The organism is Stenotrophomonas sp. YJH_SMC_119, assembly GCF_059368315.1.
This window is the reverse complement of record NZ_JCAFRP010000001.1, coordinates 877,880-899,932: the sequence shown is the minus strand read 5'-3', so window position 1 is coordinate 899,932 and position 22,053 is coordinate 877,880. Positions and strand designations below refer to the sequence as shown.

The 22,053-nt window shown below is 67.0% G+C and carries 18 protein-coding genes; 16 read left to right on the top strand and 2 right to left on the bottom strand.

What is annotated here, in order from left to right:
- The first annotated feature begins 72 nt into the window (after nt 1–72).
- The 8 genes from mreC to AC5P6S_RS04030 all read left to right on the top strand — a co-directional run bounded on the left by mreC (nt 73) and on the right by AC5P6S_RS04030 (nt 10,875).
- Nucleotides 73–1,254 (top strand): rod shape-determining protein MreC, encoded by a 1,182-nt coding sequence (gene mreC / locus AC5P6S_RS04065; protein WP_065183193.1) that lies wholly within the window; start codon nt 73–75, stop codon nt 1,252–1,254.
- Nucleotides 1,251–1,736 (top strand): rod shape-determining protein MreD, encoded by a 486-nt coding sequence (gene mreD, locus AC5P6S_RS04060; protein ID WP_005411075.1) that lies wholly within the window; start codon nt 1,251–1,253, stop codon nt 1,734–1,736. Before mreC ends, mreD begins: the two co-directional genes overlap by 4 nt.
- Nucleotides 1,737–1,739: 3 nt before the next feature.
- Complete coding sequence (gene mrdA, locus AC5P6S_RS04055) at nt 1,740–3,815, top strand: penicillin-binding protein 2 (protein ID WP_005411074.1); 2,076 nt, start codon at nt 1,740–1,742, stop codon at nt 3,813–3,815.
- Nucleotides 3,812–4,924, top strand: coding sequence for a rod shape-determining protein RodA (gene rodA / locus AC5P6S_RS04050; RefSeq protein ID WP_495204480.1), 1,113 nt, complete (start codon nt 3,812–3,814; stop codon nt 4,922–4,924). Before mrdA ends, rodA (AC5P6S_RS04050) begins: the two co-directional genes overlap by 4 nt.
- A 136-nt stretch (nt 4,925–5,060) precedes the next feature.
- Nucleotides 5,061–6,155 carry a rod shape-determining protein RodA gene (rodA, locus tag AC5P6S_RS04045; RefSeq protein ID WP_043035515.1) on the top strand — a complete coding sequence of 365 codons (1,095 nt, stop codon included), beginning with the start codon at nt 5,061–5,063 and terminating at the stop codon, nt 6,153–6,155.
- Nucleotides 6,156–7,146: 991 nt separating this feature from the next.
- Nucleotides 7,147–8,292: a lytic murein transglycosylase B gene (gene mltB / locus AC5P6S_RS04040; protein WP_099527899.1), complete on the top strand. Its 1,146-nt coding sequence runs from the start codon at nt 7,147–7,149 to the stop codon at nt 8,290–8,292.
- A complete protein-coding gene (locus AC5P6S_RS04035; RefSeq protein WP_024957046.1) occupies nt 8,289–9,557 on the top strand; it encodes a septal ring lytic transglycosylase RlpA family protein in 1,269 nt (422 codons plus the stop codon). Before mltB ends, AC5P6S_RS04035 begins: the two co-directional genes overlap by 4 nt.
- 100 nt (nt 9,558–9,657) lie before the next feature.
- Nucleotides 9,658–10,875 carry a D-alanyl-D-alanine carboxypeptidase family protein gene (locus AC5P6S_RS04030; RefSeq protein ID WP_495204479.1) on the top strand — a complete coding sequence of 406 codons (1,218 nt, stop codon included), beginning with the start codon at nt 9,658–9,660 and terminating at the stop codon, nt 10,873–10,875.
- 321 nt (nt 10,876–11,196) lie between these two features.
- Here the strand turns inward: AC5P6S_RS04030 and AC5P6S_RS04025 are convergent, their stop codons facing one another.
- Nucleotides 11,197–12,255: a lipid A deacylase LpxR family protein gene (locus AC5P6S_RS04025; protein ID WP_080354109.1), complete on the bottom strand. Its 1,059-nt coding sequence runs from the start codon at nt 12,253–12,255 to the stop codon at nt 11,197–11,199.
- A gap of 351 nt (nt 12,256–12,606) precedes the next feature.
- Between AC5P6S_RS04025 and AC5P6S_RS04020 the strand changes: the two genes are divergently transcribed.
- The 7 genes from AC5P6S_RS04020 to gnd all read left to right on the top strand — a co-directional run bounded on the left by AC5P6S_RS04020 (nt 12,607) and on the right by gnd (nt 20,049).
- Entirely contained in the window at nt 12,607–12,885 is a 279-nt protein-coding gene (locus AC5P6S_RS04020; RefSeq protein WP_005411067.1) for a YbeD family protein, read from the top strand.
- A complete protein-coding gene (gene lipB / locus AC5P6S_RS04015; RefSeq protein WP_005411066.1) occupies nt 12,873–13,583 on the top strand; it encodes a lipoyl(octanoyl) transferase LipB in 711 nt (236 codons plus the stop codon). The genes AC5P6S_RS04020 and lipB overlap by 13 nt, the downstream gene beginning before the upstream one ends.
- A gap of 17 nt (nt 13,584–13,600) precedes the next feature.
- A complete protein-coding gene (lipA, locus tag AC5P6S_RS04010) occupies nt 13,601–14,611 on the top strand; it encodes a lipoyl synthase (RefSeq protein WP_005411065.1) in 1,011 nt (336 codons plus the stop codon).
- Nucleotides 14,612–14,867: 256 nt separating this feature from the next.
- Nucleotides 14,868–17,045 carry a carboxy terminal-processing peptidase gene (locus AC5P6S_RS04005; protein ID WP_005411064.1) on the top strand — a complete coding sequence of 726 codons (2,178 nt, stop codon included), beginning with the start codon at nt 14,868–14,870 and terminating at the stop codon, nt 17,043–17,045.
- A 244-nt stretch (nt 17,046–17,289) separates the two neighbouring features.
- Nucleotides 17,290–17,880: a DUF2242 domain-containing protein gene (locus AC5P6S_RS04000; protein ID WP_024957044.1), complete on the top strand. Its 591-nt coding sequence runs from the start codon at nt 17,290–17,292 to the stop codon at nt 17,878–17,880.
- A gap of 17 nt (nt 17,881–17,897) precedes the next feature.
- Nucleotides 17,898–19,133: a hypothetical protein gene (locus tag AC5P6S_RS03995; RefSeq protein ID WP_060381026.1), complete on the top strand. Its 1,236-nt coding sequence runs from the start codon at nt 17,898–17,900 to the stop codon at nt 19,131–19,133.
- A gap of 10 nt (nt 19,134–19,143) precedes the next feature.
- The gene (gnd, locus tag AC5P6S_RS03990; protein WP_005411061.1) at nt 19,144–20,049 is read left to right on the top strand and encodes a phosphogluconate dehydrogenase (NAD(+)-dependent, decarboxylating); all 906 of its coding nucleotides are present in this window, start codon (nt 19,144–19,146) and stop codon (nt 20,047–20,049) included.
- Nucleotides 20,050–20,338: 289 nt separating this feature from the next.
- Here gnd and AC5P6S_RS03985 read toward each other — a convergent pair whose 3' ends face one another.
- Nucleotides 20,339–21,382: an oxidoreductase gene (locus AC5P6S_RS03985; RefSeq protein WP_100438130.1), complete on the bottom strand. Its 1,044-nt coding sequence runs from the start codon at nt 21,380–21,382 to the stop codon at nt 20,339–20,341.
- Between the two features lie 171 nt (nt 21,383–21,553).
- Here AC5P6S_RS03985 and AC5P6S_RS03980 point away from each other — a divergent pair, with 171 nt between their 5' ends.
- Nucleotides 21,554–21,937 (top strand): BON domain-containing protein, encoded by a 384-nt coding sequence (locus AC5P6S_RS03980; protein ID WP_005411059.1) that lies wholly within the window; start codon nt 21,554–21,556, stop codon nt 21,935–21,937.
- Nucleotides 21,938–22,053 lie beyond the last annotated feature (116 nt).

Here is a 22,053-nt window from a genome sequence, read left to right as displayed (position 1 = left end):
CGCGATGGCGGGCCGGCACCGGCGGGGCGTCCGCGTGTTTCCCTTCCGCCTTCTGCCAGTTGAATCGTTGCCGTGCCGCCCTACGCCGGTCCTCCCGTTGCCTCCCGATCCGGTGATGCCGCCAGCCCCCTGCGGTTGCTGGCCTATCTTGCATTGGCCATCACACTGATCGTCCTTGACGATCAGGCGGGTTGGCTGGCGCGCCTGCGCGAGCAGGCCAACAGCCTGGTGCAGCCTGTGTGGGCACTGGCGGGTCTGCCCGGCAAGCTCGGCAACCAGGTCAAGGATTCCGCGGCCAGCCACACCCAGCTGGTCACCGAGAACCGTGAACTGCGCAACCAGCTGCTGCTGGCCAACGCGCGCCTGACCCGTCTGCAGACCGCGGCGCTGGACAACGCCCAGCTGCGTGAACTGCTGAACGTGGCCGAGCGCAGTGGCCTGGACGTGCAGCTGGCGCCGATCCTGGATATCGACCTGGACCCGGTGAAGCAGCGCCTGGTGCTCGACGCCGGCAGCCGCGAAGGCGTGCATGTCGGGCAGGCGGTGATCGATGCCGGTGGCCTGATGGGGCAGGTGATCAGCGTCACCGGCGGTACCTCCACCGTGCTGCTGCTGACCGACCCCGACCACGCGGTGCCGGTCACCGTGGCCCGCAACGGCGTACGCCTGATCGTCTACGGTCGCGGCGACACGCTGGAGCTGCGCGACATCCCGCTCAGCGCGGGTGTGGAAGTGGGCGATGAGATCGTCACCTCAGGCCTCGGTGGCCGCTTCCCGGCCGGCTTCCCGGTCGGCACCATCACCGGCCTGCGCCCGGACGACACCCATGCCTTCCTGGTCGGCGAACTGAAGCCAGCCGCCCAGCTGGATCGTGGCCGTGATGTGCTGCTGCTGCGCCCCGGTGCGGCGATCCGCATTCCGCCGGAACTGCGCCTGCAGCTGGAAGAAACCACTCCGGGTGGCCCGGCCACCGGCGCCACCGTGCCTGCGGGAGCCGCGCCAGCGACAACGACGCCAGCTCCGGTCAGCTCCCCGGTAGTGCCCGCCGCTGGCCGGCAACAGCCCTCGTCGCAAACGAGGACTGTTGCCCCCGCATCCTCGCTTGATCCTGCCGCTCCGGTAGTGCCGGCCGCTGGCCGGCAACAGCCCTCATCGCAAACGAGGACTGTTGCTCCCGCATCTTCGCTTGATCCTGCTGCTCCGGTAGTGCCGGCCGCTGGCCGGCAACCGACCACGCCGGAGGCCCAGCGATGAGCCGCCTGCGCGACAACCCGTGGGTATTGCCGGCCAGCCTGGTCGTAGCCCTGCTGCTGGGCCTGCTGCCGTTGCCGGCGCTGCTGCAGCCGCTGCGCCCGTACTGGCTGGCGCTGGTACTGGCGTACTGGGTGATCGAGACGCCCGAGCGCGTCGGCCTGGGCATCGCTTTCGCCAGCGGCGTGGTCGCCGACCTGCTGTACGGCGGCGTGCTCGGCGAACAGGCGCTGCGGCTGGTGATGCTGGCCTTCATCCTGCAGCGTTTCCGCGCCCGCATCCGCTTCTTCCCGATGTCGCAGCAGATGCTGGCCATCGGTGGCCTGTTGTTCAATGACCGCATCGTCAGCGCACTGGTGCACATCCTGGTGGGTGAACCGACCCTGCCGTGGTCGTACTGGTGGGCACCGCTGCTGGGCATGGGCCTGTGGCCGCTGGTGTTCGTGCTGCTGGATGCGGTGCGCTTCGGCAAGCGCGGGCGCTGAGCCATGATCCCGCGTCGCCAGGTCAAGAATCCGCACGCTGAAGCCGAACAGTTCCGCCGCCGCGCGGCGCTGGGTTTCCTGGGCGTGCTGGTCTGCCTGCTGGGCCTGGGCGGCTGGTACTTCAAGCTGCAGGTGCTGGACCACGACGTCTACGCCACGCGCTCGGAAGCCAACCGCATCAAGCCGCGGCCGGTGGTGCCCGGGCGCGGCATGATCTACGACCGCAACGGCCGCCTGCTGGCCGAGAACGTGCCAGCGTTCCGCCTGGACGTGACCCCGGACAAGGTCAAGGACATGGACGCCACCCTGGAAGGGCTGGCGAAGATCATCAGCATCAGCCCGGAAGAGCTGGAAGCGTTCAACAAGTCGCGCAAGGCGCGCCGCAAGTTCCTGCCGGTCACGCTGAAGCTGCGCATGAGCGACGAGGAGATGGCGCGCTTCGCCGTCGACCGTTGGCGCTTCCCTGGCGTCGAGCTTGAGCCCTACCTGACCCGGCGTTATCCGTACGGTGACCTGTTTGCGCACATCATCGGCTATGTCGGCCGCGTCGACGACAAGGATCTGGAGATCCTCGGCGAAGGCAATGCCGCGCTGACCCACATCGGCAAGTCCGGCCTGGAGCGCTATTACGAGCAGCAGTTGCGCGGCAAGGTCGGCTACGAGCAGGTCGAAACCAACGTGCAGGGCCGTGCCATCCGCACCATCGGCCGGGTGGCCGCGCAGTCCGGCGCCGACCTGCGGCTGTCGATCGACGCGGACCTGCAGCGTGCCATGGTGGCCGCCTTCGGCGACCAGGAAGGCTCGGCAGTGGCGATGGACCCGCGTACCGGCGAGGTGCTGGCGATGGTCAGCCTGCCGTCCTACGACCCCAACCTGTTCGTCAACGGCATTTCCCATGCCGACTTCAAGGCGCTGAACGAGAACCCGTCGCGGCCGCAGTTCAACCGCCTGGTGCTCGGCGGCGTCGCTCCCGGTTCCACGCTGAAGCCGCTGATCGGCCTGGCCGGCCTGGACTCGGGCGTGCGCCGCCCGGAAGACAAGGTGCTGTCCACCGGCATGTTCTACCTGCCCGGCACCAGCCGTGGCTGGGGTGATGCGCATCGTGGCGGCCATGGCTGGACCGATCTGCGCAAGTCCATCGCCGAGTCGGTCAACACCTACTACTACAAGCTGGCGCTGGACCTGGGCATCGAGCGCTTCGACCATTACATGGAGTACTACGGCTTCGGCCAGCCGACCGGTATCGACCTCACCGGCGAAATCGGCGGCATCCTGCCGTCGCCGGCCTACAAGCGGAAGACCCGCAAGGAAGCCTGGTACCCCGGCGATACGGTCAACATCAGCATCGGCCAGGGCGACTGGAAGGTCACCCCGCTGCAGTTGGCGCGCGGCGTCAGCGCGCTGGCCGACGGGCAGCTGCGCACCCCGCACCTGGTGATCCAGCAGCGCGACGGCTTCGACAGCGACTGGACCGCGACGCCGCCCGGCGAGAGCAAGCCGGTCAGCCCCAACCCCAACAACGTGCAGGCGGTGCGCGAGGGCATGATGGCGACCATGCGGCCGGGCGGCAGCGGCTGGCGCGTGGCGGTCGGTGCGCCGTACGTGATGGCCGGCAAGACCGGTACCGCGCAGGTCATCAGCCGCAAGGGCACCGCAGCGGTGAACCCGAAGAGCCTGCCCATGCACCTGCGCCACCGCGCGCTGTTCGTCGGCTTCGCGCCGGTCGAAAACCCGGTGATCGCGATCGCGGTGGCGGTGGAAGGCGGTGGCTATGGTGGTTCGGCTGCTGCGCCGATCGCCCGCAAGGTGTTCGATGCCTACCTGCTGGGCAAGATGCCCGAGGGCATGCAGCCGCTGGACAGCGAGCGTGGTACCACCGCCATCGGTGCCACCGCGTTCGACAACGAAGACGCCGGCGCACGCCAGGCCGGTGATCTCGCGGCCGCGCAGCTGGGCGAACACCTGGTGCAGGTGGGTGCCCCCGCCCCCGAACCGGCCCCTGCGCCGCAGCCGGGTACGCCGGCCGCTGCCGCACTGCCGGCCACGCCACGCCCGACGGTTGCGGAGCCCGCACGATGAAAGTGTTCCTGCGCTGGGCCGGCGACATGCTGCGCCGCTTCTTCAGCACGCTGGACTGGGTGTTGTGCCTGGTCCTGGGCGCGCTGATGGTGATCGGCCTGGCCACCTTGAAGAGTGCCGGTGGCGACGGCCTGGTGATGGCCCAGGGCGCGCGTTTCGCGGTGGGCATGGCTGCACTGTGGGGCATCTCGCGGGTGCCGATCCTGCGCATCCGCTCGGCCACGCCAATGATCTATGCGATCTCCATGATTCCGCTGCTGGCGGTGTTCGTGCTCGGCACCGGCAAGTACGGCCGGCAGTGGCTGGACCTGAAGTTCTTCTACCTGCAGCCGGCCGAGCTGCTGAAGGTCAGCCTGCCGATGATGGTGGCCTGGTACCTGCACAAGATGCCGCTGCCGCCGCGCTTCAACACCGTGCTCGTGGCCTTGATCATCATCGGCGTGCCGACCGGCCTGGTGATGTTGCAGCCCGACTTCGGTACCGGCGTGCTGATCGCCGCCAGCGGCGTGTTCGTACTGCTGCTGGCAGGCCTGCCGTGGTGGTGGGTCGGGCTGGGCGTGGGCGGCGTGGCTGCGGTCGCGCCGGTGGCCTGGTTCTGGCTGCTGCGGCCGTACCAGAAGGACCGCATCATGATGTTCCTGGACCCGGAGATGGATGCACTGGGGGCCGGTTGGAACATCATCCAGTCGAAGATCGCGATCGGCTCCGGCGGCTTCGATGGCAAGGGCTGGGGCGAGGGCTCGCAGTCGCACCTGAACTTCATTCCCGAACAGACCACCGACTTCGCGTTCTCGGTGCTGAGCGAGGAATTCGGCTGGATGGGTGTGGCCCTGGTGCTGACCCTGTACCTGGTGGTGATCGGGCGTTGCCTGTGGATCGCCAGCCAGTCGCGCGATTCCTATTCGCGCCTGTTGGCTGGCGCCACTGGCCTGGCGTTCTTCGTCTATGTACTGGTGAACGGCGGGATGATTTCCGGCCTGCTGCCGGTGGTGGGCGTGCCGATGCCGCTGATCAGCTACGGCGGTACCTCGGCAGTGTCACTGCTGGCCGGCTTCGGCCTGGTGATGGCCGTGCGCAGTCACAACCCGGTGCACGGCGGCTACGGCTAGCACCGGTTGCGCGCTTCGTCGCGCTTCCATCTGCTCGATTGCTTGCGCTGTTCTGTAGAGTCGAGCACGGCTTGACTCTACAAGCGCACGCGCACCCTGACAGCTTCACGCAAGCACGCATTGCTACCGTGCCCGCGTGGAATGGAAACGACTGCTTGGCGGTTGCCGTGAGGTGGCGCGCACGATCGATCTGCCATTGCTGATCGCGCTGCTGATCCTGATGGGCGCGGGCCTGGCGGTGCTGCACAGCGTGTCCGGTCCGGTGGCTGGGCAGGCGGCGCGTTTTGCCGGTGGCCTGGCGTCGATGTGGCTGCTGTCCCGCGTTTCGCTGCTGCGGCTGCGCGCGTGGACGCCTGCAATCTATGCGCTTTCGTTGCTGCCGCTGATGGCGGTGTATGTGATCGGTACAGGCAAGTACGGGCAGCGCTGGCTCAATCTCGGCGTGTTCTACCTGCAGCCGTCCGAACTGCTCAAGCTCAGCCTGCCGCTGATGATGGCCTGGTACCTGCATCGGCAACCGCTGCCACCGTCGCCGCGCACCGTACTGACCACCACCGTGCTGATCGGCGTACCCGCCGTGCTGATCCTGATGCAGCCCAACCTGGGCACCGCCACGCTGGTTACCGCCAGCGGCGTGTTCGCGCTGCTGTTGGCTGGATTGCACTGGGGCTGGGTGGCCACTGGCGCGACGGGCCTTGCCGTTGCCGCGCCGCTGGCCTGGTTCGGCCTGCTGCGGCAGTACCAGAAGGATCGCGTGCTGACCTTCCTTGATCCGTTGGCGGATCCGCTTGGCACCGGTTGGAACATCCTGCAGTCGCGCATCGCGATCGGCTCCGGTGGCTGGGACGGGCGCGGCTGGGGGCAGGGCACCCAGGCCACGCTGGACTTCCTGCCTGAGTACACCACCGACTTCGCGTTCTCGGTGCTGGCCGAAGAGTTCGGCTGGATCGGCGTGGCCACCGTGTTTGCGCTGTACCTGTTCGTGGTCGGCCGCTGCCTGTGGATCGCGGTGCACGCCCGCGACACGCACGCACGGTTGCTGGCCGGCAGCCTGGGCCTGGCGTTCTTCGTGTACGTACTGGTGAACGGCGGGATGATTTCCGGCCTGCTGCCGGTGGTGGGCATTCCGATGCCGTTGATCAGTTATGGCGGTACCTCGGCGGTGTCGCTGCTGGCGGGTATCGGGCTGGTGATGGCGGTGCGCGGGCACCGGCCCGTGCACGGGGGATAGGGTTTCCAGCCAACGGCGCAGCCCCTCGTGGGTGGTGTCTGGGTGGTCGCGGAAAGCAGAAGCCGCGGGTGGGCCGGTCGGGTTGGGTACGCGGGGGACGCCGTGAATCCGTCCCTGGAGGCTTGACAGCCGCATCCATGCGGCTGACACCCCCGCGTACCCAACCCGACCGCCCTCTGACAGATTTTGGCGGTCTGCCACCCACGGAGAAGAAAGAGAAAATCAAAAGCGGGTCGCGGCGCTGCGCTTGCTTGTGAGCCGAGCATGGCTCGGCTCCACACAAGGCAATGAAGCGACCCGCCAAGCCGCTTTTGCTTTTGATCTTCTCTTTCTTCTCCGTGGGTAGACGCGCACGGAACCTGTCCGTGGCCGGGTAGATGGGCTGCGCAGGGGCGTGAGCCGCATGGATGCGGCGACCGAGCTTACATGGACGTACTTGCAGCGGCCCCTGCGCAGCCCATCTACCTGGCCTCACCCGTTAACTGCTTTTCGCGACCACCCACGAGGGGCTGCGCCGTTGGCTGGAAACTTCCTGACTCTGCGCAACGCTCGCTGTGGAAGCGTTCTCATAACGATGCAGGACAGCACACTCGCTGACCAAAGTCCGCAAAAAACGTTAGCTGGTTCACACTTTTACGCCGCGTTGATCTTGATCAATGGACTTGTCGTAATCGGCCTGCACAATGGCGGCCCGTTCGGCACGGCGCGCCGTCTATCGTTGCAGCGCGAGGGGGCGTCGGGCGGGAAGCAGTACTGATCCAACGGATACAAGGAGCGCGGGGCACTGCCACTGGGGAGCGGCAGCCGCGCAGGTATCGACCGGATCCGGTCGCCGGTTGCGTCTGCGGGGATGGGGACGCAACCGGCAACCTCTATCTGAATGGGGAAGTGCGATCACGACGTCTTCACATTTCCCGCTGAACACGGGCAAATCGTTGTGATTCATGGTGTTAGGGGTTTTAATTCATCCATGACCTGCTAACCTGCGACGATGATTCGACGCACTCTGGCCTGCATGCTCACCCTCGGCCTGGTCGCCTGCGCGACCCAGCCGAAGTCCCCACCGTCTTCACCCCAGGCCAGCAGTACGCCGCGCCAGCCCGCCACCAAGGCCCATGGGCCGGCCGAGGCTGCACCCGAAGCAACTGCGGCTACCGCGCCGCCGGTCGATCTCACCCCGGTGCCGTTCGAGGTCGCGCGGGCCCGCTTCATTGCCGATACCGCCAAGCGCTATGGCCTGAAGCCGGAGCAGATCAGCAGCGTGCTCGACCAGGCGCAGGTGCGCCAGCCGATCATCGCCGCGATGTCGCGCCCGGCCGAGCGGGTCAAGCCGTGGAACGAATACCGGCCGATGTTCATCAGCAAGGCACGCATTGATGGCGGTCGCGCGTTCCTGGCCGAACACCGTGCCGAACTGGATCGCGTGCAGCAGCGCACCGGCGTGCCGGCCGAAGTGATCGTGGCGATCATCGGCGTGGAAACCAGTTACGGAAAGAATGCAGGCAGCCATCGCGTGCTCGATGCGCTGTACACGCTGGCGTTCTACTACCCACGCAGCGGCGCCCCGGCCAAGCTCGAACGCGAAGTGCGCCGCGAGCTGTTCTTCCGCGATGAGCTGGCCAAGCTGTTCGAGCTGGGCCGCGAAGAAAAACTGGACATCACCACGCTCAAGGGCAGTTATGCCGGTGCGATGGGCATGGGCCAGTTCATGCCGTCCAGTTACCTCGATTACGCGGTGGACGGCAACGGTGATGGTCGTCGCGACCTGTTCAACAGCTACGACGACGTGTTCTCCTCCATCGCCAACTACTTCGTGAAGAAGGGGGGCTGGGTGCGTGGTGGCCAGGTTGCGGTACCGGCCACGCTGGCCCCGGGTCGCGAGGAGTTCAACCCGACCGAATGGATGCCCACCTGGTCGCTGGCCGACCTCGCACAGCGCGGCTACCAGCCGAGCACGCCGGTGCAGCCGGGCGCCACCGCCACCCCGATCACCCTGGAAGGCAGCACCGGCAAGCAGTACTGGCTGGGCTTCCAGAACTACTACGCGATCACCCGCTACAACCTCTCGAAGATGTACGCGATGGCCGTGTTCCAGCTGTCCCAGGCCATCGCCGGACAGGAGTTGCCCCCGGCATGAACATCAGATGGCTGGTCCCGAGCTTGATCGTCTTCGCGCTGGCGGCCTGCAGCAGCGCGCCGAAGAAGCCGGCCACGGCCGGCCATGGTGGCAAGTCCAGCGGCACGCTGGTGCAGGGCCGTGGTTCGCGACCGGCGCACTGCCCGGAAGGTTCGCCGTATGCAGCGGCCAAGGAAGACCTCAGCACCCGCGGCAATTACACCGCTGGTGGCCTGTACAAACCAGGCGTGCGTGACAGCACGCCCGACTACATTCCCAACGTGGCCTGCATCCCCGAGCCGGAAGTGACCGCCGAGGAACGTTCGGCCATCGGCAACAAGTCGCCGTACGTGGTGCTGGGCAAGTCGTACAAAGTGCTCGACGACACCCATGACTACGTCGAGCGCGGCACCGCGTCGTACTACGGGGCCAAGTTCCACGGCCGCCTGACCTCCAACCGCGAGGTCTACGACATGTACCAGTTCACTGCCGCGCACAAGACGCTGCCGCTGCCCAGCTTCGCCCGCGTGACCAACCTGGACAACGGCGAGTCGGTGATCGTGCGTGTCAACGATCGTGGTCCGTTCCATGACGGCCGCGTGGTCGATCTCAGCTATGCCGCCGCCGTGCGCCTGGGCATCACCCAACGCGGTACCGGCAATGTCGAGGTGCGCGCGCTGCAACCGGGCGAGAGCAACCTGATGGCGCAGAAGCCGTCGCGTCGCGAGCGTCGCGCGGCTGAAGCGGCTGCCGCCACTGCAGTGGCCAGCGCGCGCCCGATGCCGGCGCCACGTGCTTCCACCGACAGTGATATCGATCGCCTGGTCAACCGCTTGCCGACCGATGGCGCCCCGGCGCGCGGCCAGCCGGCCACCACCCGGGGCGTGGCCAGCACCGCGCCGGATGTGGCGGTCAGCAGCCTGCCGCCAAGCGCGCCGGTGGTGCGCAACTCCGCGCCGGCTCCGGCCGTTGTCGCCAGCACGGCCCCGCGCGCGGTGGCACCGGCACCGGTGCGTGCCGCCGCGGCGGCGCCGAGCCTGTCGCAGCAGATGGTCGGCGCGGTGATGGTGCAGGTCGCCAGCTTCTCCAACCGCGACAACGCCAACCGCGCGATGGGCCAGCTCAGTGCCGCCGGCATCGTCGGCGCGACCATCAGCGACATCGCCGCCGGTGGCCGCACCCTGTTCCGCCTGCGTGTTCCGGCAAGCGACCATGCCAGTGCGGCGGAACTTGTCGGTCGCATCGCCGGTCTGGGCCTGGGTTCGCCGCAGATCGTCAAGGACTGATCCGCCCGGGCCGGTGCTGCCGGCCCATGCTCCCCCGGCCTTACAATGGCCGTTACGTTCCACCCTCCATTCCCGGCCGTCCCCTGGAGCCTGCTGTCCAATGAATTTCCGTTCCGCCGCCACCGCCCTGGCCACCACCCTGGTGGTGGGCCTGGCTTCCGCCCAGACGCCGCTGCCGACTCCGGCCACGCCGGCGCCCGCCGCCGCCGCCGCCCCGGCCACCGTCGCCACTCCGCCGGCCCCGGCGCCAAGCGTGTCCAAGGCCTGGGTGCTGATGGATTACGCCACCGGCCAGGTGCTGGCTGGTGAAAACATCCACGAGCAGCTGGCCCCGGCCAGCATCACCAAGGTGATGACGTCCTACGTGATCGCCGCCGAGGTCAAGAACGGCAAGGTCCGTGCGGATGACCAGGTGATGATGAGCGAGCGCGCCTGGCGCGAAGGTGGCGCCGGCACCGATGGCAGCTACAGCGGATTCCCGGTCAACCAGACCGCGCGCCTGGAAGACATGGAAAAGGGCATGGCGATCCAGTCCGGCAATGATGCCGCGATCGCCTTGGCCGAACATGTGGCTGGCAGCGAAGAGGCCTTTGCCTCGCTGATGAACAGCTACGCCGCCAAGATCGGCATGAAGGACTCGCACTTCGTCAACGCCCATGGCCTGACCGCGCAGGGCCACCACAGCACCGCCTACGATCTGGCGCTGCTGGGCCGCGCGATGGTCCGCGATTACCCGGAAACCTACGCGTACAACAAGATCAAGGAATTCCAGGTCGGCAACATCAAGCAGCCGAACCGCAACCTGCTGCTGTGGCGCGATGGCAGCGTGGACGGCATCAAGACCGGCCACACCTCCGAGGCGGGCTACTGCCTGATGAGCTCGGCCCAGCGTGGCGACCAGCGCCTGATCGCGGTGGTGCTGGGCGGTGCGTCGGAGAAGCAGCGTGCCGATGACAGCCTGGCCCTGCTGAACTGGGGCTTCCGCTTCTTCGAGACCCACCGCCTCTACGAGCCGGGCAAGGCCGTGGCCGAGCACAAGGTCTGGAAGGGCACCACCGACAAGGTGCAGCTGGGCGTGGCCCAGCCGATGCTGGTCAGCGTGCCGCGCGGCCGCTACAACGACCTGAAGCCGAGCATCGACGTGCCCAAGACCCTGGAAGCACCGTTCACCGCCGGCCAGCAGATCGGTACCGTGAAGGTCACCCTGGATGGCAAGGTCATCGCCGAGGCACCGCTGGTGGCCGTGGCCGCCGTCGAGCAGGCCGGCTTCTTCAAGCGCCTGTGGGACAGCTTCTGGATGTGGTGGGAATCGGAATGATCCACGCCCTGGCGTGGTGAAGGAAAAGGCCGGCGAATGCCGGCCTTTTCCGTTTCGGGATGCCGGCTCCGCATGATTCCCGCCGGATGTGGGTAGTGCCGGCCGCTGGCCGGCTCCCCATGAACCCATCCAGATGTGGGTAGTGCCGGCCGCTGGCCGGCTCCTCATGGACCCATCCGGATGTGGGTAGTGCCGGCCGCCGGCCGGCTCCCCATGAAGCCATCCGGATGTGGGTAGTGCCGGCCGCTGGCCGGCTCCCCATGAACCCATCCGGATGTGCCAACAGCCGGCCAGCGGCCGGCACTACCCTCAGCCCCTCGCTTACAGCGAGCGGCTGATGGTGAAGCTGCCGAACACCGGTGCTTCGCGCTGGCCGTTGAACTCGCGCGTGCTGTGGTAGCGCGCCGCGGCGAACTTCCAGCGTCCGTACATCACGGCCACGCCGTAGCCGCCGTAGGCCACCACATGGCGCTTGTCCACGCTGTGACTGTTGCGGAACGTGTTGCCATCCAGCGTGATGTCGCGGATCACCCAGGCCGCGTCCGAGGTCGCGAACAGGTGCCAGGACCAGCCATTGGGACGGCCGCTGCGGGTCGGCGCAGTGTTCTCACCGGCCGGGCGCAACGGCGTGCTGCCGAAGTCGTCCGGCAGCTTCCAGCCGAAGCGCACTTCACCGCCGAGGTTGGCCTTGGTTTCCAGGTTGCCGATCGACCCGCCGTAGTGGCTGATCGCGTCCCAACCCCAGCCGTCGGCATTGACGCTGGCATCGCCGGGCCAGCGGCGCATGCGCTCATGGGTGAGCATGAACAGCGGCTCGTTGTGCAGCTGGTTGTCCCAGCCCTTGAATTTCTCGTCGCCCAGCACTTCGTGCACGGCATTCTGCACCTGCTTGCCCTGTGCCCACGGGCCGACCACGCCCAGCGTCAGCTGGGTGGTCTGCAGGCGGTCGCCGCTGCGCGCATTGAAACCGAAGTTTGCGATCAGTACGCCGGCATAAGGACGGTCGTCCTCGATCAGGTCCCTGCGGCTGAAATCGGTCGGGGTGAAGATGCCCTGGCCGATGCTGAAGATCATGTTCTGCTGTTCGAACCTGCCCGGATGCAGCCCTTCCAGGTACTGGTTCACCCAGCGCGCCATGCGCGGCAGGCAGGGGTCGTCGGTGTAGTCGACCAGATTGGGCGAGACCAGGGTCAACAGTGCACCGTTGGTGTAGCCCTGGTCCTGGTGGCGGCCACCAAACAGGTCGTTGTCGACGCGGAAGTTGATCTGCGGCGGGTGGTCGCGCATCGCGTCCGGGCCACATTGTTCGGCCGCCTGGGCGGCAAGGGGGAGGGCAGAGGCCAGCAGGCCGGCCAGCCCGAGGGCTGCGACACTACGCATGGATGGAATGCTCATGGGGAAGGGGACGGTTTTCAGTCGTTATATGCAACGCTACGGTACTCGCGCCCGCGCGGCGGAACGAGCACGTTCGAATCACTTGTCTGTTCCGAAAACAACATTGTCCAGCGGACACAATTTGTTACCCGCGCAAGCGCCGCGGGTCTGGCGTGAAGGTGACCACTGGCCGCCATACGATGCCTGGGCCAGTGCGTGACAGCAGATTGCAGTCAGCTGCCGTTGGGCTTTCGCCCCGCGCCTCTGGGTGCCCTGCAACGCAGCAGGCCGCCGGTGCCGTCTTTGACGTTGATGAATACTCTTGGGTTTGTTGCCCTGCGGCCCGATAATGGGTCCATGGAAATCAAGTCCGACAACCCCGACCACGGCTTCCAGTTCCCCGGCCAGTTCGAGCTCAGCGCCATGGGCCCGGCCAACCGCGGCCTGGAACATGAGCTCCCCCGCCTGCTGCTGGCTGCCGGCATCGATGTCGTCAATGAACGCATCAGCTGGAAGCATTCCTCCAACGGCAAGTACGTGTCCGTCCGCATCGTGTTCAAGGCTGAGAGCCGCGAACAGTACGACCTGGCGCACCAGGCGCTGCGCGACCACCCGGAAGTGAAGTGGACGCTGTAGCCGACAGCTGCCCGGCTGAAGCCGCCCCCGAGGACCGCGCGCCGCGTCCGGCGCTGGTGCGTGACCTTGGCCGCCAGGCGTACGAGCCGGTGTGGCGCGCCATGCAGCGCTTCACCGACCAGCGCAGCGACACCGATGCCGACGAATTGTGGGTGGTCGAACACGACCCGGTGTTCACCCTGGGCCAGGCCGGCAAGGATGAGCATGTGCTGGCGCCGGGCGATATCCCGGTGCTGCATGTGGACCGTGGCGGCCAGGTGACCTATCACGGCCCCGGCCAGATCGTGGTCTACCCGCTGCTGCGCCTGCCGCGCCTGGGCATCGGTGTGCGCGATTACGTGTGCCGCATCGAGCAGGCCATCATCGATACGCTGGGCGAGTGGAACATCGGTGCCGAACGCCGCGAGGGCGCCCCGGGCGTCTATGTCGGCGGCGCCAAGATCGCTGCCCTCGGCATCCGCGTGCGTCGCGGCTGCACCTTCCACGGGCTGGCCTTCAATGTGGCCATGGACCTGGAACCCTTCCACCGCATCAATCCCTGTGGCTATCAGGGGTTGCAGGTGACCTCGGTGGTAGACTTGGGCGGTCCCTCCGGGATGGAGGCCGTCAAGCCGGTGCTGCTGGACCACCTGGCCCGCCAGTTCGGCCTGCTGCTGCAGCACACCCCCGAACTGCCCGATCTTTCTGCGGCCGCCTGACCGCCCCCGGAACTGCCATGACTGAAACCACCGCCCGTTCCATTCCCCTGCAGATCGTGCAGGGCGACTCCCCGTCCGCCGCGCCGTTGCAGGCCGGGGTCAAGCAGCTGGGCGGTGACAAGATCAACCGCTCGCCGGTGCAGTTCGCCGACGCGCCGGTGCTGCGCAAGCCGTCCTGGATCCGCGTGCGCATTCCTTCGGGCAATGCCGTGCAGAACCTGAAGGCCAAGCTGCGCGAAAACCGCCTGGTGACCGTGTGCGAGGAAGCCAGCTGCCCGAACATCCACGAGTGCTTCGGCCACGGCACCGCCACCTTCATGATCCTGGGCGAGGTCTGCACCCGCCGCTGCTCGTTCTGCGACGTGGCCCACGGCCGCCCGAAGCCGCCGGATGCCAACGAACCGGCCAGCCTCGGCCAGACCGTGGCCGACATGGGCCTGAAGTACGTGGTGGTGACCAGCGTCGACCGCGATGACCTGCGCGACGGTGGTGCCCAGCACTTCGTCGACTGCATCACCGCCATTCGCGAGAAGTCGCCGGGCACCCGCATCGAAGTGCTGACCCCGGACTTCCGTGGCAAGGGCCGCATGGAGCGCGCGTTGGAGATCCTGGCGCAGAACCCGCCGGATGTGTTCAACCACAACATCGAGACCGTGCCGGACCTGTACCGCAATGTGCGCCCGGGTGCGGACTACCAGTGGTCGCTGAACCTGCTGAAGAACTTCAAGGCGCAGCATCCGGACGTGCCGACCAAGAGCGGCATCATGCTGGGCCTGGGCGAGGACTTCGAACAGATCAAGGCCACCCTGCGCGACCTGCGCGCGCACGACGTGGACATGATCACCATCGGCCAGTACCTGCAGCCGACCGCACACCACCACCCGGTGCTGAAGTACTGGACCCCGGAAGACTACAAGGCGCTGGAGGACTACGGCTACGAGCTGGGCTTCAGCCATGTTGCCTCCGGCCCGATGGTGCGCTCGTCGTACCACGCCGACGTGCAGGCCAAGGGCGCCGGCGTCTCCTGAGGTGGGAGCGGACCGTTGGTCCGCACGCCTTCGCCAGCCATGGCCTGGCGCTGCCAATAGGTGTCACCACCCTCCTGGTGGGTGCGGACCGTTGGTCCGCACGCCTTCGCCTGCATTCACAATTTGCTACACCGGCCCGGCTAGGCTGGTTTTCCACCGAGCGCGGCCGGGTGACAAACCCGGCAACTTTCGGCACTGTCGTGGTGTCTTAACACCCCGCAGTCTTCCCCTTGGCAAGGCGCCTTCGAGCACGTCAATGAAATTCAAAGCCCCCGCATTCCTGATGGCCCTGGCGCTGGTCGCGCCACTGGCGTTGGCGGCCAAGGCCGACTCGCCCGCATTGCCCGCGGCGGCCACCGCCGACCAGGTGACCACCTCCAAACTGGTGTACGGCCTGCTGTCCGACAGCCGCTACGCCTACCGCCCGCGCGCGCTGGACGAGGCCACCTCCAAGGACGTGTTCAAGCGCTATCTCGAAACGCTTGACGGTGGCAAGCAGTACTTCACCCAGGCCGACGTGGCGCGCTTCGCACCGTTCGAGGCCAACATCGCCTCGGCCATCCGGGGCGGCGAGCTGGAGCCGGCGTTCCAGGTGTTCGCTGTCTACAAGCAGCGCGTCGGCGAGCGCGTGGCGTACGCGCGCAAGCTGCTCAAGCAGGAGCCGGACTTCACCACCGACGAGCGCTTCGAGTACGACCGCAAGAAGGTGCCGTGGGCGGCCAGCAGTGCCGAGCTCGATGAGCTGTGGCGCAAGTCGGTGAAGAACGATTGGCTGCGCCTGAAGCTGGCCGGCAAGAAGCCGGATGACATCCGCAAGACGCTGGACAAGCGCTACGCGACGCTGGAGAAGTCGGTCAATGAACTGAAGGGCGAAGACGTCTTCCAGTTCTTCATGAATTCGTACACCAGTGCCGTTGACCCGCACACGGATTACTTCACCCCACGCACCGCCGAGAACTTCAACCAGGCGATGTCGCTGTCGCTGGAAGGCATCGGTGCGCAGCTGCAGCGCCAGGACGATGTGGTGGTCATCCGCGAGATCATTGCCGGTGGCCCGGCCGCGGTGGATGGCACGCTGAAGCCGGGTGACCGCATCGTCGGCGTTGGCCAGGGCAAGTCCGGCCTGGTCGAGGACGTGATCGGCTGGCGCATCGACGATGTCGTGGCCAAGATCCGCGGCGCCAAGGACACCCAGGTCAAGCTGGAATTCATCCCGGCTGCCGAAGGCGCCGATGGCAAGCACCACACCCTGGTGCTGACCCGCCAGAAGGTGCGCCTGGCCGAACAGGCCGCCAAGGGGGAGACCATGACCATCCCGGCTGCCAACGGCGAGCCGGCACGCAGGATCGGTGTGATCAAGCTGCCGACCTTCTACCAGGACTTCGAAGGCCGTCGCCGCAATGCCGCCGACTACGCCTCGGCCACCCGCGACGTGGCCAAGCTGCTGGCCGGCTTCAAGAACGACAAGCTGGACGGCGTGGTGCTGGACCTGCGCAACAACGGCGGTGGTTCGCTGGATGAAGCGATCGAACTGACCGGCCTGTTCATCGAACAGGGGCCGGTTGTGCAGGTGCGCGAATCCGGTGGCCGCGTCACCGTCAACAGCGACCGCAACCAGGGCGTGGCGTGGGATGGCCCGCTGGCGGTGCTGATCAACCGTGGTTCGGCCTCGGCCTCGGAGATCTTCGCTGGCGCCATCCAGGACTACGGTCGCGGCCTGGTGATCGGTGAAACCAGCTTCGGCAAGGGCACCGTACAGAACATCGTCGACCTTGACCGCTGGCCGAGCGGCGAGACCCAGCGCTTCGGCCAGGTCAAGCTGACCATTGCCCAGTTCTTCCGCATCAGCGGCAGCAGCACCCAGCACAAGGGCGTGGTGCCGGACCTGGCCTTCCCGGCCAGCGTCGATGCCACCGAGTTCGGCGAGAGCACCTACGACAACGCACTGCCGTGGACCCGCATCGCCGCCGTGCCGCACACCCAGTACGGCAACTTCGCGCCGTTGCTGCCGAAGCTGGAAACCCGTCACGACGCGCGCATCGCCACCGACAAGGAGTTCCAGTGGTGGAACGAGGACGTGCAGCAGTTCCGCACCGAAGCGGCGAAGAAGTACATCTCGCTCAACGAGGCGACCCGTCGCGCTGAGCGCGAGCGCCAGGATACCCAGCGCAAGGAGCGCCAGGTGCAGCGCAAGGAGCTGGGCCTGGCCCTGGACCCGCTGGCCGATGACAGCAGCGATGACGGCCTGACCGGCAACGAGCGCGACATCGTCAAGGATGCCGCGCGCGAGAAGGCTGCCGAAAAGCGCCCGGACCCGCTGCTGCGCGAGTCAGCCTCGATCCTGGCCGACGCGGTGAACCTGCTGGCCAACGACCGCCCGCTGTCGGCGCAGGTGCTGCCGCAGTCCACCGGTGCCGGCCGCTGGGCGGACTGAGCCGGCGACGGCATGTGATACCCGAGGGGCCGGCATTGCCGGCCCTTCTCCGTTTGGGGGACCTCGTTCACGGTAGCGCCGTGCCATGCGTGGCGGGGCGAAGTGCCACAAACGACTTAATCCCCTCCGTCCCCTTTTCCGTGCATGAACCGGCAGCAACGGCGGGGGCTGGCGGGCGTACTTTCGACCTGCCGCACACGGCCGCAGGACTACCCTTGGCGGTACCGTCCTCGCAGGAGTACCCATGCGGGCCTCCCGTCTTTCCAGTGTTGCCGTGGCGCTCGCCAGCGCCCTGATCCTGTCGGCCTGTGGTGGCCGCGCTGCTGACAGTACGTTGCTTCGCGAATCCTTTGATTCCGGCGACACCTTCTCGCGCACCGTTGATGGCCGTCCCGGTGACGCCTGCGAGGCCGCACGGCGCACCCTGCTCAGCCAGGGCTATGCCATCGCCCGTTCCGACGCGGCGCAGGTGGAAGGCAACAAGAACTTCCAGCCGCGCGAGGACGATCACGAGCAGCTGGTGCTGCGTATTTCCTGTGCACCGCGCGGGAGCCAGACACTGGTATTCGTCAGTGCCGTGCAGGATCGCTATGCGTTGAAGAAGAGTCCGACCTCGGCCAGTGTTGGCGTCGGTGCGCTCGGATCTGTATCGCTGCCGTTCGGCAGCAATGACGACTCGCTGGTGAAAGTGGCCAGCAGCACGGTTACCGATGCTGAGTTCTATCGTCGCTTCTTCCAGCGCCTGCAACAGTACCTTCCGGCGGAGGCAGGCAAGCCCGTTCCGCCCGTGGTCACAACCCCGGAGCCCGCACCGGCGAGCACGGACCAGGATTGAACGTGCGCGGCAGATGGATGGGCGTGGCCCTGCTGCTGCCGGCGCTGGGCGCGGCAGCCACGCCGCTGGACTGTACCCAAGGCCTGCTGCAGCGCCTGGGGTGGCACTTCGAAACACGCGCGATCGGTACACCGCAGGTGCATGGTGGCCCTGTGTGCACGCGCGCGTCGCTGCCGGACGCTCAGGCGGCAGGCGATCTGCGCGTGCAATGGCCGGCGGACATGCCCGCTGCAGCGCGCAAGGCGTTGCTGCAGCAGGTGCTGGACGATCCGGCTACGGTTTGCGCCTACGCCTTCCAGCTGGGTGCAGCCACGCAACGTGCCGCTGCTGCACTGCAGGGCAATGCAGGATTCCGCTTCTCTGGCCTGCAGCTCGGTTGGATCGGCTTCGGCCTGCACGGAGCACACGCGCAAGGCTGGCAGCGCACGCGAAGCTTCGGCCGTGGTTTCGTGCCCATCAAGGGCAACAGCCAGGCGCTGCAGGCGTTCTACAGCGGCAATGTACGCGCCGAATGTGGAGTCGGTCGCCAGGTCGCACAACTGGCCACACAGCGCGAGCTGTATGGCGATGCGGCCTTCGACGCTGGATTCTCCGCAGAAGAACTGTCGATCGGTACGTTCCTCGCGCTGCACGATACCGACAGCATCCTGCTTGGCGCACACGCCGGTGACTACTTCGCCGATGGCAAGGCGGTGCGCACCTCGGCGATGGGCCGCCAGGCCTTCGTCGGTGTGCCTGGTTTCATCGAACATGTGTACGACAAGGGCATGCTGGACGACCTGAGCAACCAGGCCGAAAACTTCGTGGTGGTGTCGGTGGGCGAGGAGGCCGCGCAGGCGTTGGCCGCGCACGGCGGCCTTGCCTGGTACGACCAGCGCAATGCCGAGCTGTGGGCGCTGGCGCAGGACATCCCGCGTATCGGCCGGCGCTACTTCGAACGCCTGTTGTTCGAGCGCGACCCGGACCTTCGTGCACGGCTGGAACCGCGCTACCACGCCACGCTGGCACGCATGGACCGCCTGCTGGACGATCCGTTCTACCAGCAGTTCGTGATCTATGTGCATCCGCGCGGTATACGTCCCATCGGCTACCACATCGCCCGCCTGCTTGACCGCAACCCGCGAACCCCCTTTTCGATCGACCTGGCGGTGCACAATCTGCATACCACGCTCTACCGGCGTTGGCGCGAGGCGCAGCTGCGCCACTGCGCGGCTACCGGCAGGCCAGGCAGCCTGACCCTAGACCCCAACTGAAGGTGAAACAATGGATATTGCAATGATCGGCCTCGGCCGCATGGGCGCCAACATGGCCCAGCGCCTGCATCGCGGCGGCCACCGCGTCGTCGGCTACGACCCGGGCGAAGGTGCCCGCCAGCGCGCCGCCGAGGCCGGCCTGGAGGTGGTCGATTCGCTGGCCGCCGCGGTGGCCGCGCTGCCGGTGCCGCGCGTGGTGTGGCTGATGGTGCCGGCCGGCGAAACCGTCGACCAGACCCTGGGTCAGCTGACTCCGCACCTGGCCGAGGGTGACATCGTCATCGACGGCGGCAACTCCAACTACCAGGACTCGATCCGTCGCGCCAAGGCGCTGGCCGAAGACGACCTGGGCTACGTCGACTGCGGCACCAGCGGTGGCGTGTGGGGCCTGCAGGAAGGCTACAGCCTGATGGTCGGTGGTGAAGCGGCGGTGGTGGAGCAGATCGCACCGCTGCTGCGCACGCTGGCACCGGCCGAAGACCGTGGCTGGGGTCGTGTCGGCCCGTCCGGCGCTGGCCACTTCACCAAGATGGTCCACAACGGCATCGAGTACGGAATGATGCAGGCCTACGCGGAGGGCTTCGCGCTGATGGAGCGCAAGCAGGAAATGGAACTGGACCTGGCCCAGGTGGCCGAAGTCTGGCGCCACGGCAGCGTGGTGCGTTCGTGGCTGCTGGACCTGAGCACCGAAGCCCTCAAGCGCAATCCTTCGCTTGATGGCATTGCCCCGTACGTGGAGGATTCCGGTGAAGGCCGCTGGACCGTGGCCGAAGCGATCGCGCTCGATGTGCCGGCACCGGTGATCACCTTGTCGCTTCTGGAACGCCTGCGCTCGCGCGAATCCAATTCGTTCACCGACCGCCTGCTGTCGGCGATGCGCAACGAGTTCGGCGGCCACGCGATCAAGAAATCGTAAGCACGAAGCCGGGGTCGGATCCCTTTCCGCAGGAAAGGGCTCTGACCCCATGCAGGCAGTCGAGCATGGCTCGACTCTGCAAAAGCCGTCTCCGATGGCTTCCACGTCGATGTGTCGACCAAGGTCGACACCTACCGTCGGGCGCGGGACTCTGTCGAAGGCGGGGTGGGTCCGGCTCCCGCAACCGGACCCATCCTGCCATCTCACGGATTGCCGGTTTTTGCCGTTGCTGTTGAGGTTGCCGGCCAGCGGCCGGCACTACCACGGGTGCAGGGCGCAGCCCTGCCGATCACCCCAACGCGATCCGCCGCCCTTCGCGCGCACTGTCCATGCCTGCCTGCAGCAGCCGCATCAGCTGCAGCGCCTGCACCGGATCGACCGTGGCTTCGCCGTCGCCATGCATGGCCGCGGCGAACTGCGCATACAACCGACGGTAGTCACCGGGCAGATTGTCGACGGTGCTGCGCTGCACGTTGTCCTCGGCATCACAGCGCACCAGCTCGCCATGCCGCGGGTCGATGCCCCAGCCGGGCGCACCGGGCGCCACACCGCGGCGCAGCTGCGCTTCCTGTACATCCAGGCCGTGCTTGATCCAACTGGCCTTGCTGCCATGCACGCTGAAATGCGGCGTGGGAGCTGCCACCAGGGAACCGGAATGCACGATCGCGCGATGCCGCGGGTAGTGCAGCACGGCGTGGAAGTAATCGATGGCGCTGCCGCCATCGCGCTGCACGGCCAGATCAGCATCGATCGCTTCGGGCCAGCCGAACAGCACCAGCATCTGGTCCAGCAGGTGCGGGCCCAGGTCGTACCACAGGCCACTGCCGGGACCGTCCTGCTCGCGCCAGCGGTCACGCACCTGCGGGCGATAGCGATCGAAATGCACATGGCACTCGGCGATGTCGCCCAGTGTCCCGTCCGCAAGCAGCGCCTGCAGCGTGAGGAAGTCGGCATCGAAGCGCCGGTTCTGGAAGACGGTGGCGATGCGTCCGGCATCGCGTGCCGCAGCCAGAACGGCTTCGGCTTCAGCGACATCCAGCGCGAACGGCTTGTCGACCAGCACGTGCTTGCCGGCGGCCAGCGCTGCGATCGCCAGCGGCGCGTGCTGTTCATTGGGCGTGGCGATCACTACGGCATCCACCGCCGGGTCGTCGAACACCTCCTGCGGCGTGGCACGCACGTGCACGTCACTGAACGCGCGCAGCAACGTGTCTCGCTGCGAACTGACGATGCTGTGCAGCACCAGGCCGGGTGTGTGCTGGATCAGCGGTGCGTGGAAGACACGGCCGGCGAGGCCGTAGCCGATCAGGGCCAGTTGCAGGTCGGGGCGCATGACAGAGCTCCGGCAGTGGGGAAGGGCAGGGTAAACGACGCGGGCTCACGGGCCAAAGCTGAACGGTTGTCGTTGCAGATAGCCCGATTCACAGCGGCATGACCGCAACCCCACGCCTGCTCTACGCCGGGTTGTCCAGACTGGCAGCACATTCCGAAGGAGTACGACACGATGAGCAATACGACCCGCACGCTGATTGCCTCCGCCCTGACGCTGGGCCTGGCGCTGTCCTCCTCGGCCGCATTCGCCAAGGATCCGGCCGCGAAGAGCCCGCCGACCAGCGCGCACCCGGCGACCCATGCTGATCGCCACGATTCCAACGAGCCGGTGACCGATACCTGGATCACCACCAAGGTGAAGGCCGACCTGCTCGCCAGCAGCAACGTTCCGGGTACCGAAATCAAGGTGGAAACCGTGAACGGCGTGGTCAGCCTGAGCGGTGCCGTAGCGAGCCAGGCCGAGAAGGACAAGGCCGTCACCACCGCCAAGGGCATCAAGGGCGTGACCCGCGTTGATGCAGCCGCATTGAAGGTCAGCGCTGCCGCCAAGCGCTGAACCTGATGGGCGCCCCCTCGCGGGGCGCCCGTTGAGCTGTAGGGCCGCGGCCATGTTCGGCTGGAACTCCAAGGCAGCCGAGCATGGCCCGGCTCTACAGGTCTGAGGACTGCGAA

Bases quoted from the DNA above. Each gene is read 5' to 3' on its own strand.
- mreD (WP_005411075.1), top strand. From the start codon at position 1,251: ATGAGCCGCCTGCGCGACAACCCGTGGGTATTGCCGGCCAGCCTGGTC.
- mrdA (WP_005411074.1), top strand. From the start codon at position 1,740: ATGATCCCGCGTCGCCAGGTCAAGAATCCGCACGCTGAAGCCGAACAG.
- rodA (WP_495204480.1), top strand. From the start codon at position 3,812: ATGAAAGTGTTCCTGCGCTGGGCCGGCGACATGCTGCGCCGCTTCTTC.
- mltB (WP_099527899.1), top strand. From the start codon at position 7,147: ATGATTCGACGCACTCTGGCCTGCATGCTCACCCTCGGCCTGGTCGCC.
- AC5P6S_RS04035 (WP_024957046.1), top strand. From the start codon at position 8,289: ATGAACATCAGATGGCTGGTCCCGAGCTTGATCGTCTTCGCGCTGGCG.
- AC5P6S_RS04030 (WP_495204479.1), top strand. From the start codon at position 9,658: ATGAATTTCCGTTCCGCCGCCACCGCCCTGGCCACCACCCTGGTGGTG.
- AC5P6S_RS04025 (WP_080354109.1), bottom strand. From the start codon at position 12,255: ATGCGTAGTGTCGCAGCCCTCGGGCTGGCCGGCCTGCTGGCCTCTGCC.
- AC5P6S_RS04020 (WP_005411067.1), top strand. From the start codon at position 12,607: ATGGAAATCAAGTCCGACAACCCCGACCACGGCTTCCAGTTCCCCGGC.
- lipA (WP_005411065.1), top strand. From the start codon at position 13,601: ATGACTGAAACCACCGCCCGTTCCATTCCCCTGCAGATCGTGCAGGGC.
- AC5P6S_RS04005 (WP_005411064.1), top strand. From the start codon at position 14,868: ATGAAATTCAAAGCCCCCGCATTCCTGATGGCCCTGGCGCTGGTCGCG.
- AC5P6S_RS04000 (WP_024957044.1), top strand. From the start codon at position 17,290: ATGCGGGCCTCCCGTCTTTCCAGTGTTGCCGTGGCGCTCGCCAGCGCC.
- AC5P6S_RS03995 (WP_060381026.1), top strand. From the start codon at position 17,898: ATGGGCGTGGCCCTGCTGCTGCCGGCGCTGGGCGCGGCAGCCACGCCG.
- gnd (WP_005411061.1), top strand. From the start codon at position 19,144: ATGGATATTGCAATGATCGGCCTCGGCCGCATGGGCGCCAACATGGCC.
- AC5P6S_RS03985 (WP_100438130.1), bottom strand. From the start codon at position 21,382: ATGCGCCCCGACCTGCAACTGGCCCTGATCGGCTACGGCCTCGCCGGC.
- AC5P6S_RS03980 (WP_005411059.1), top strand. From the start codon at position 21,554: ATGAGCAATACGACCCGCACGCTGATTGCCTCCGCCCTGACGCTGGGC.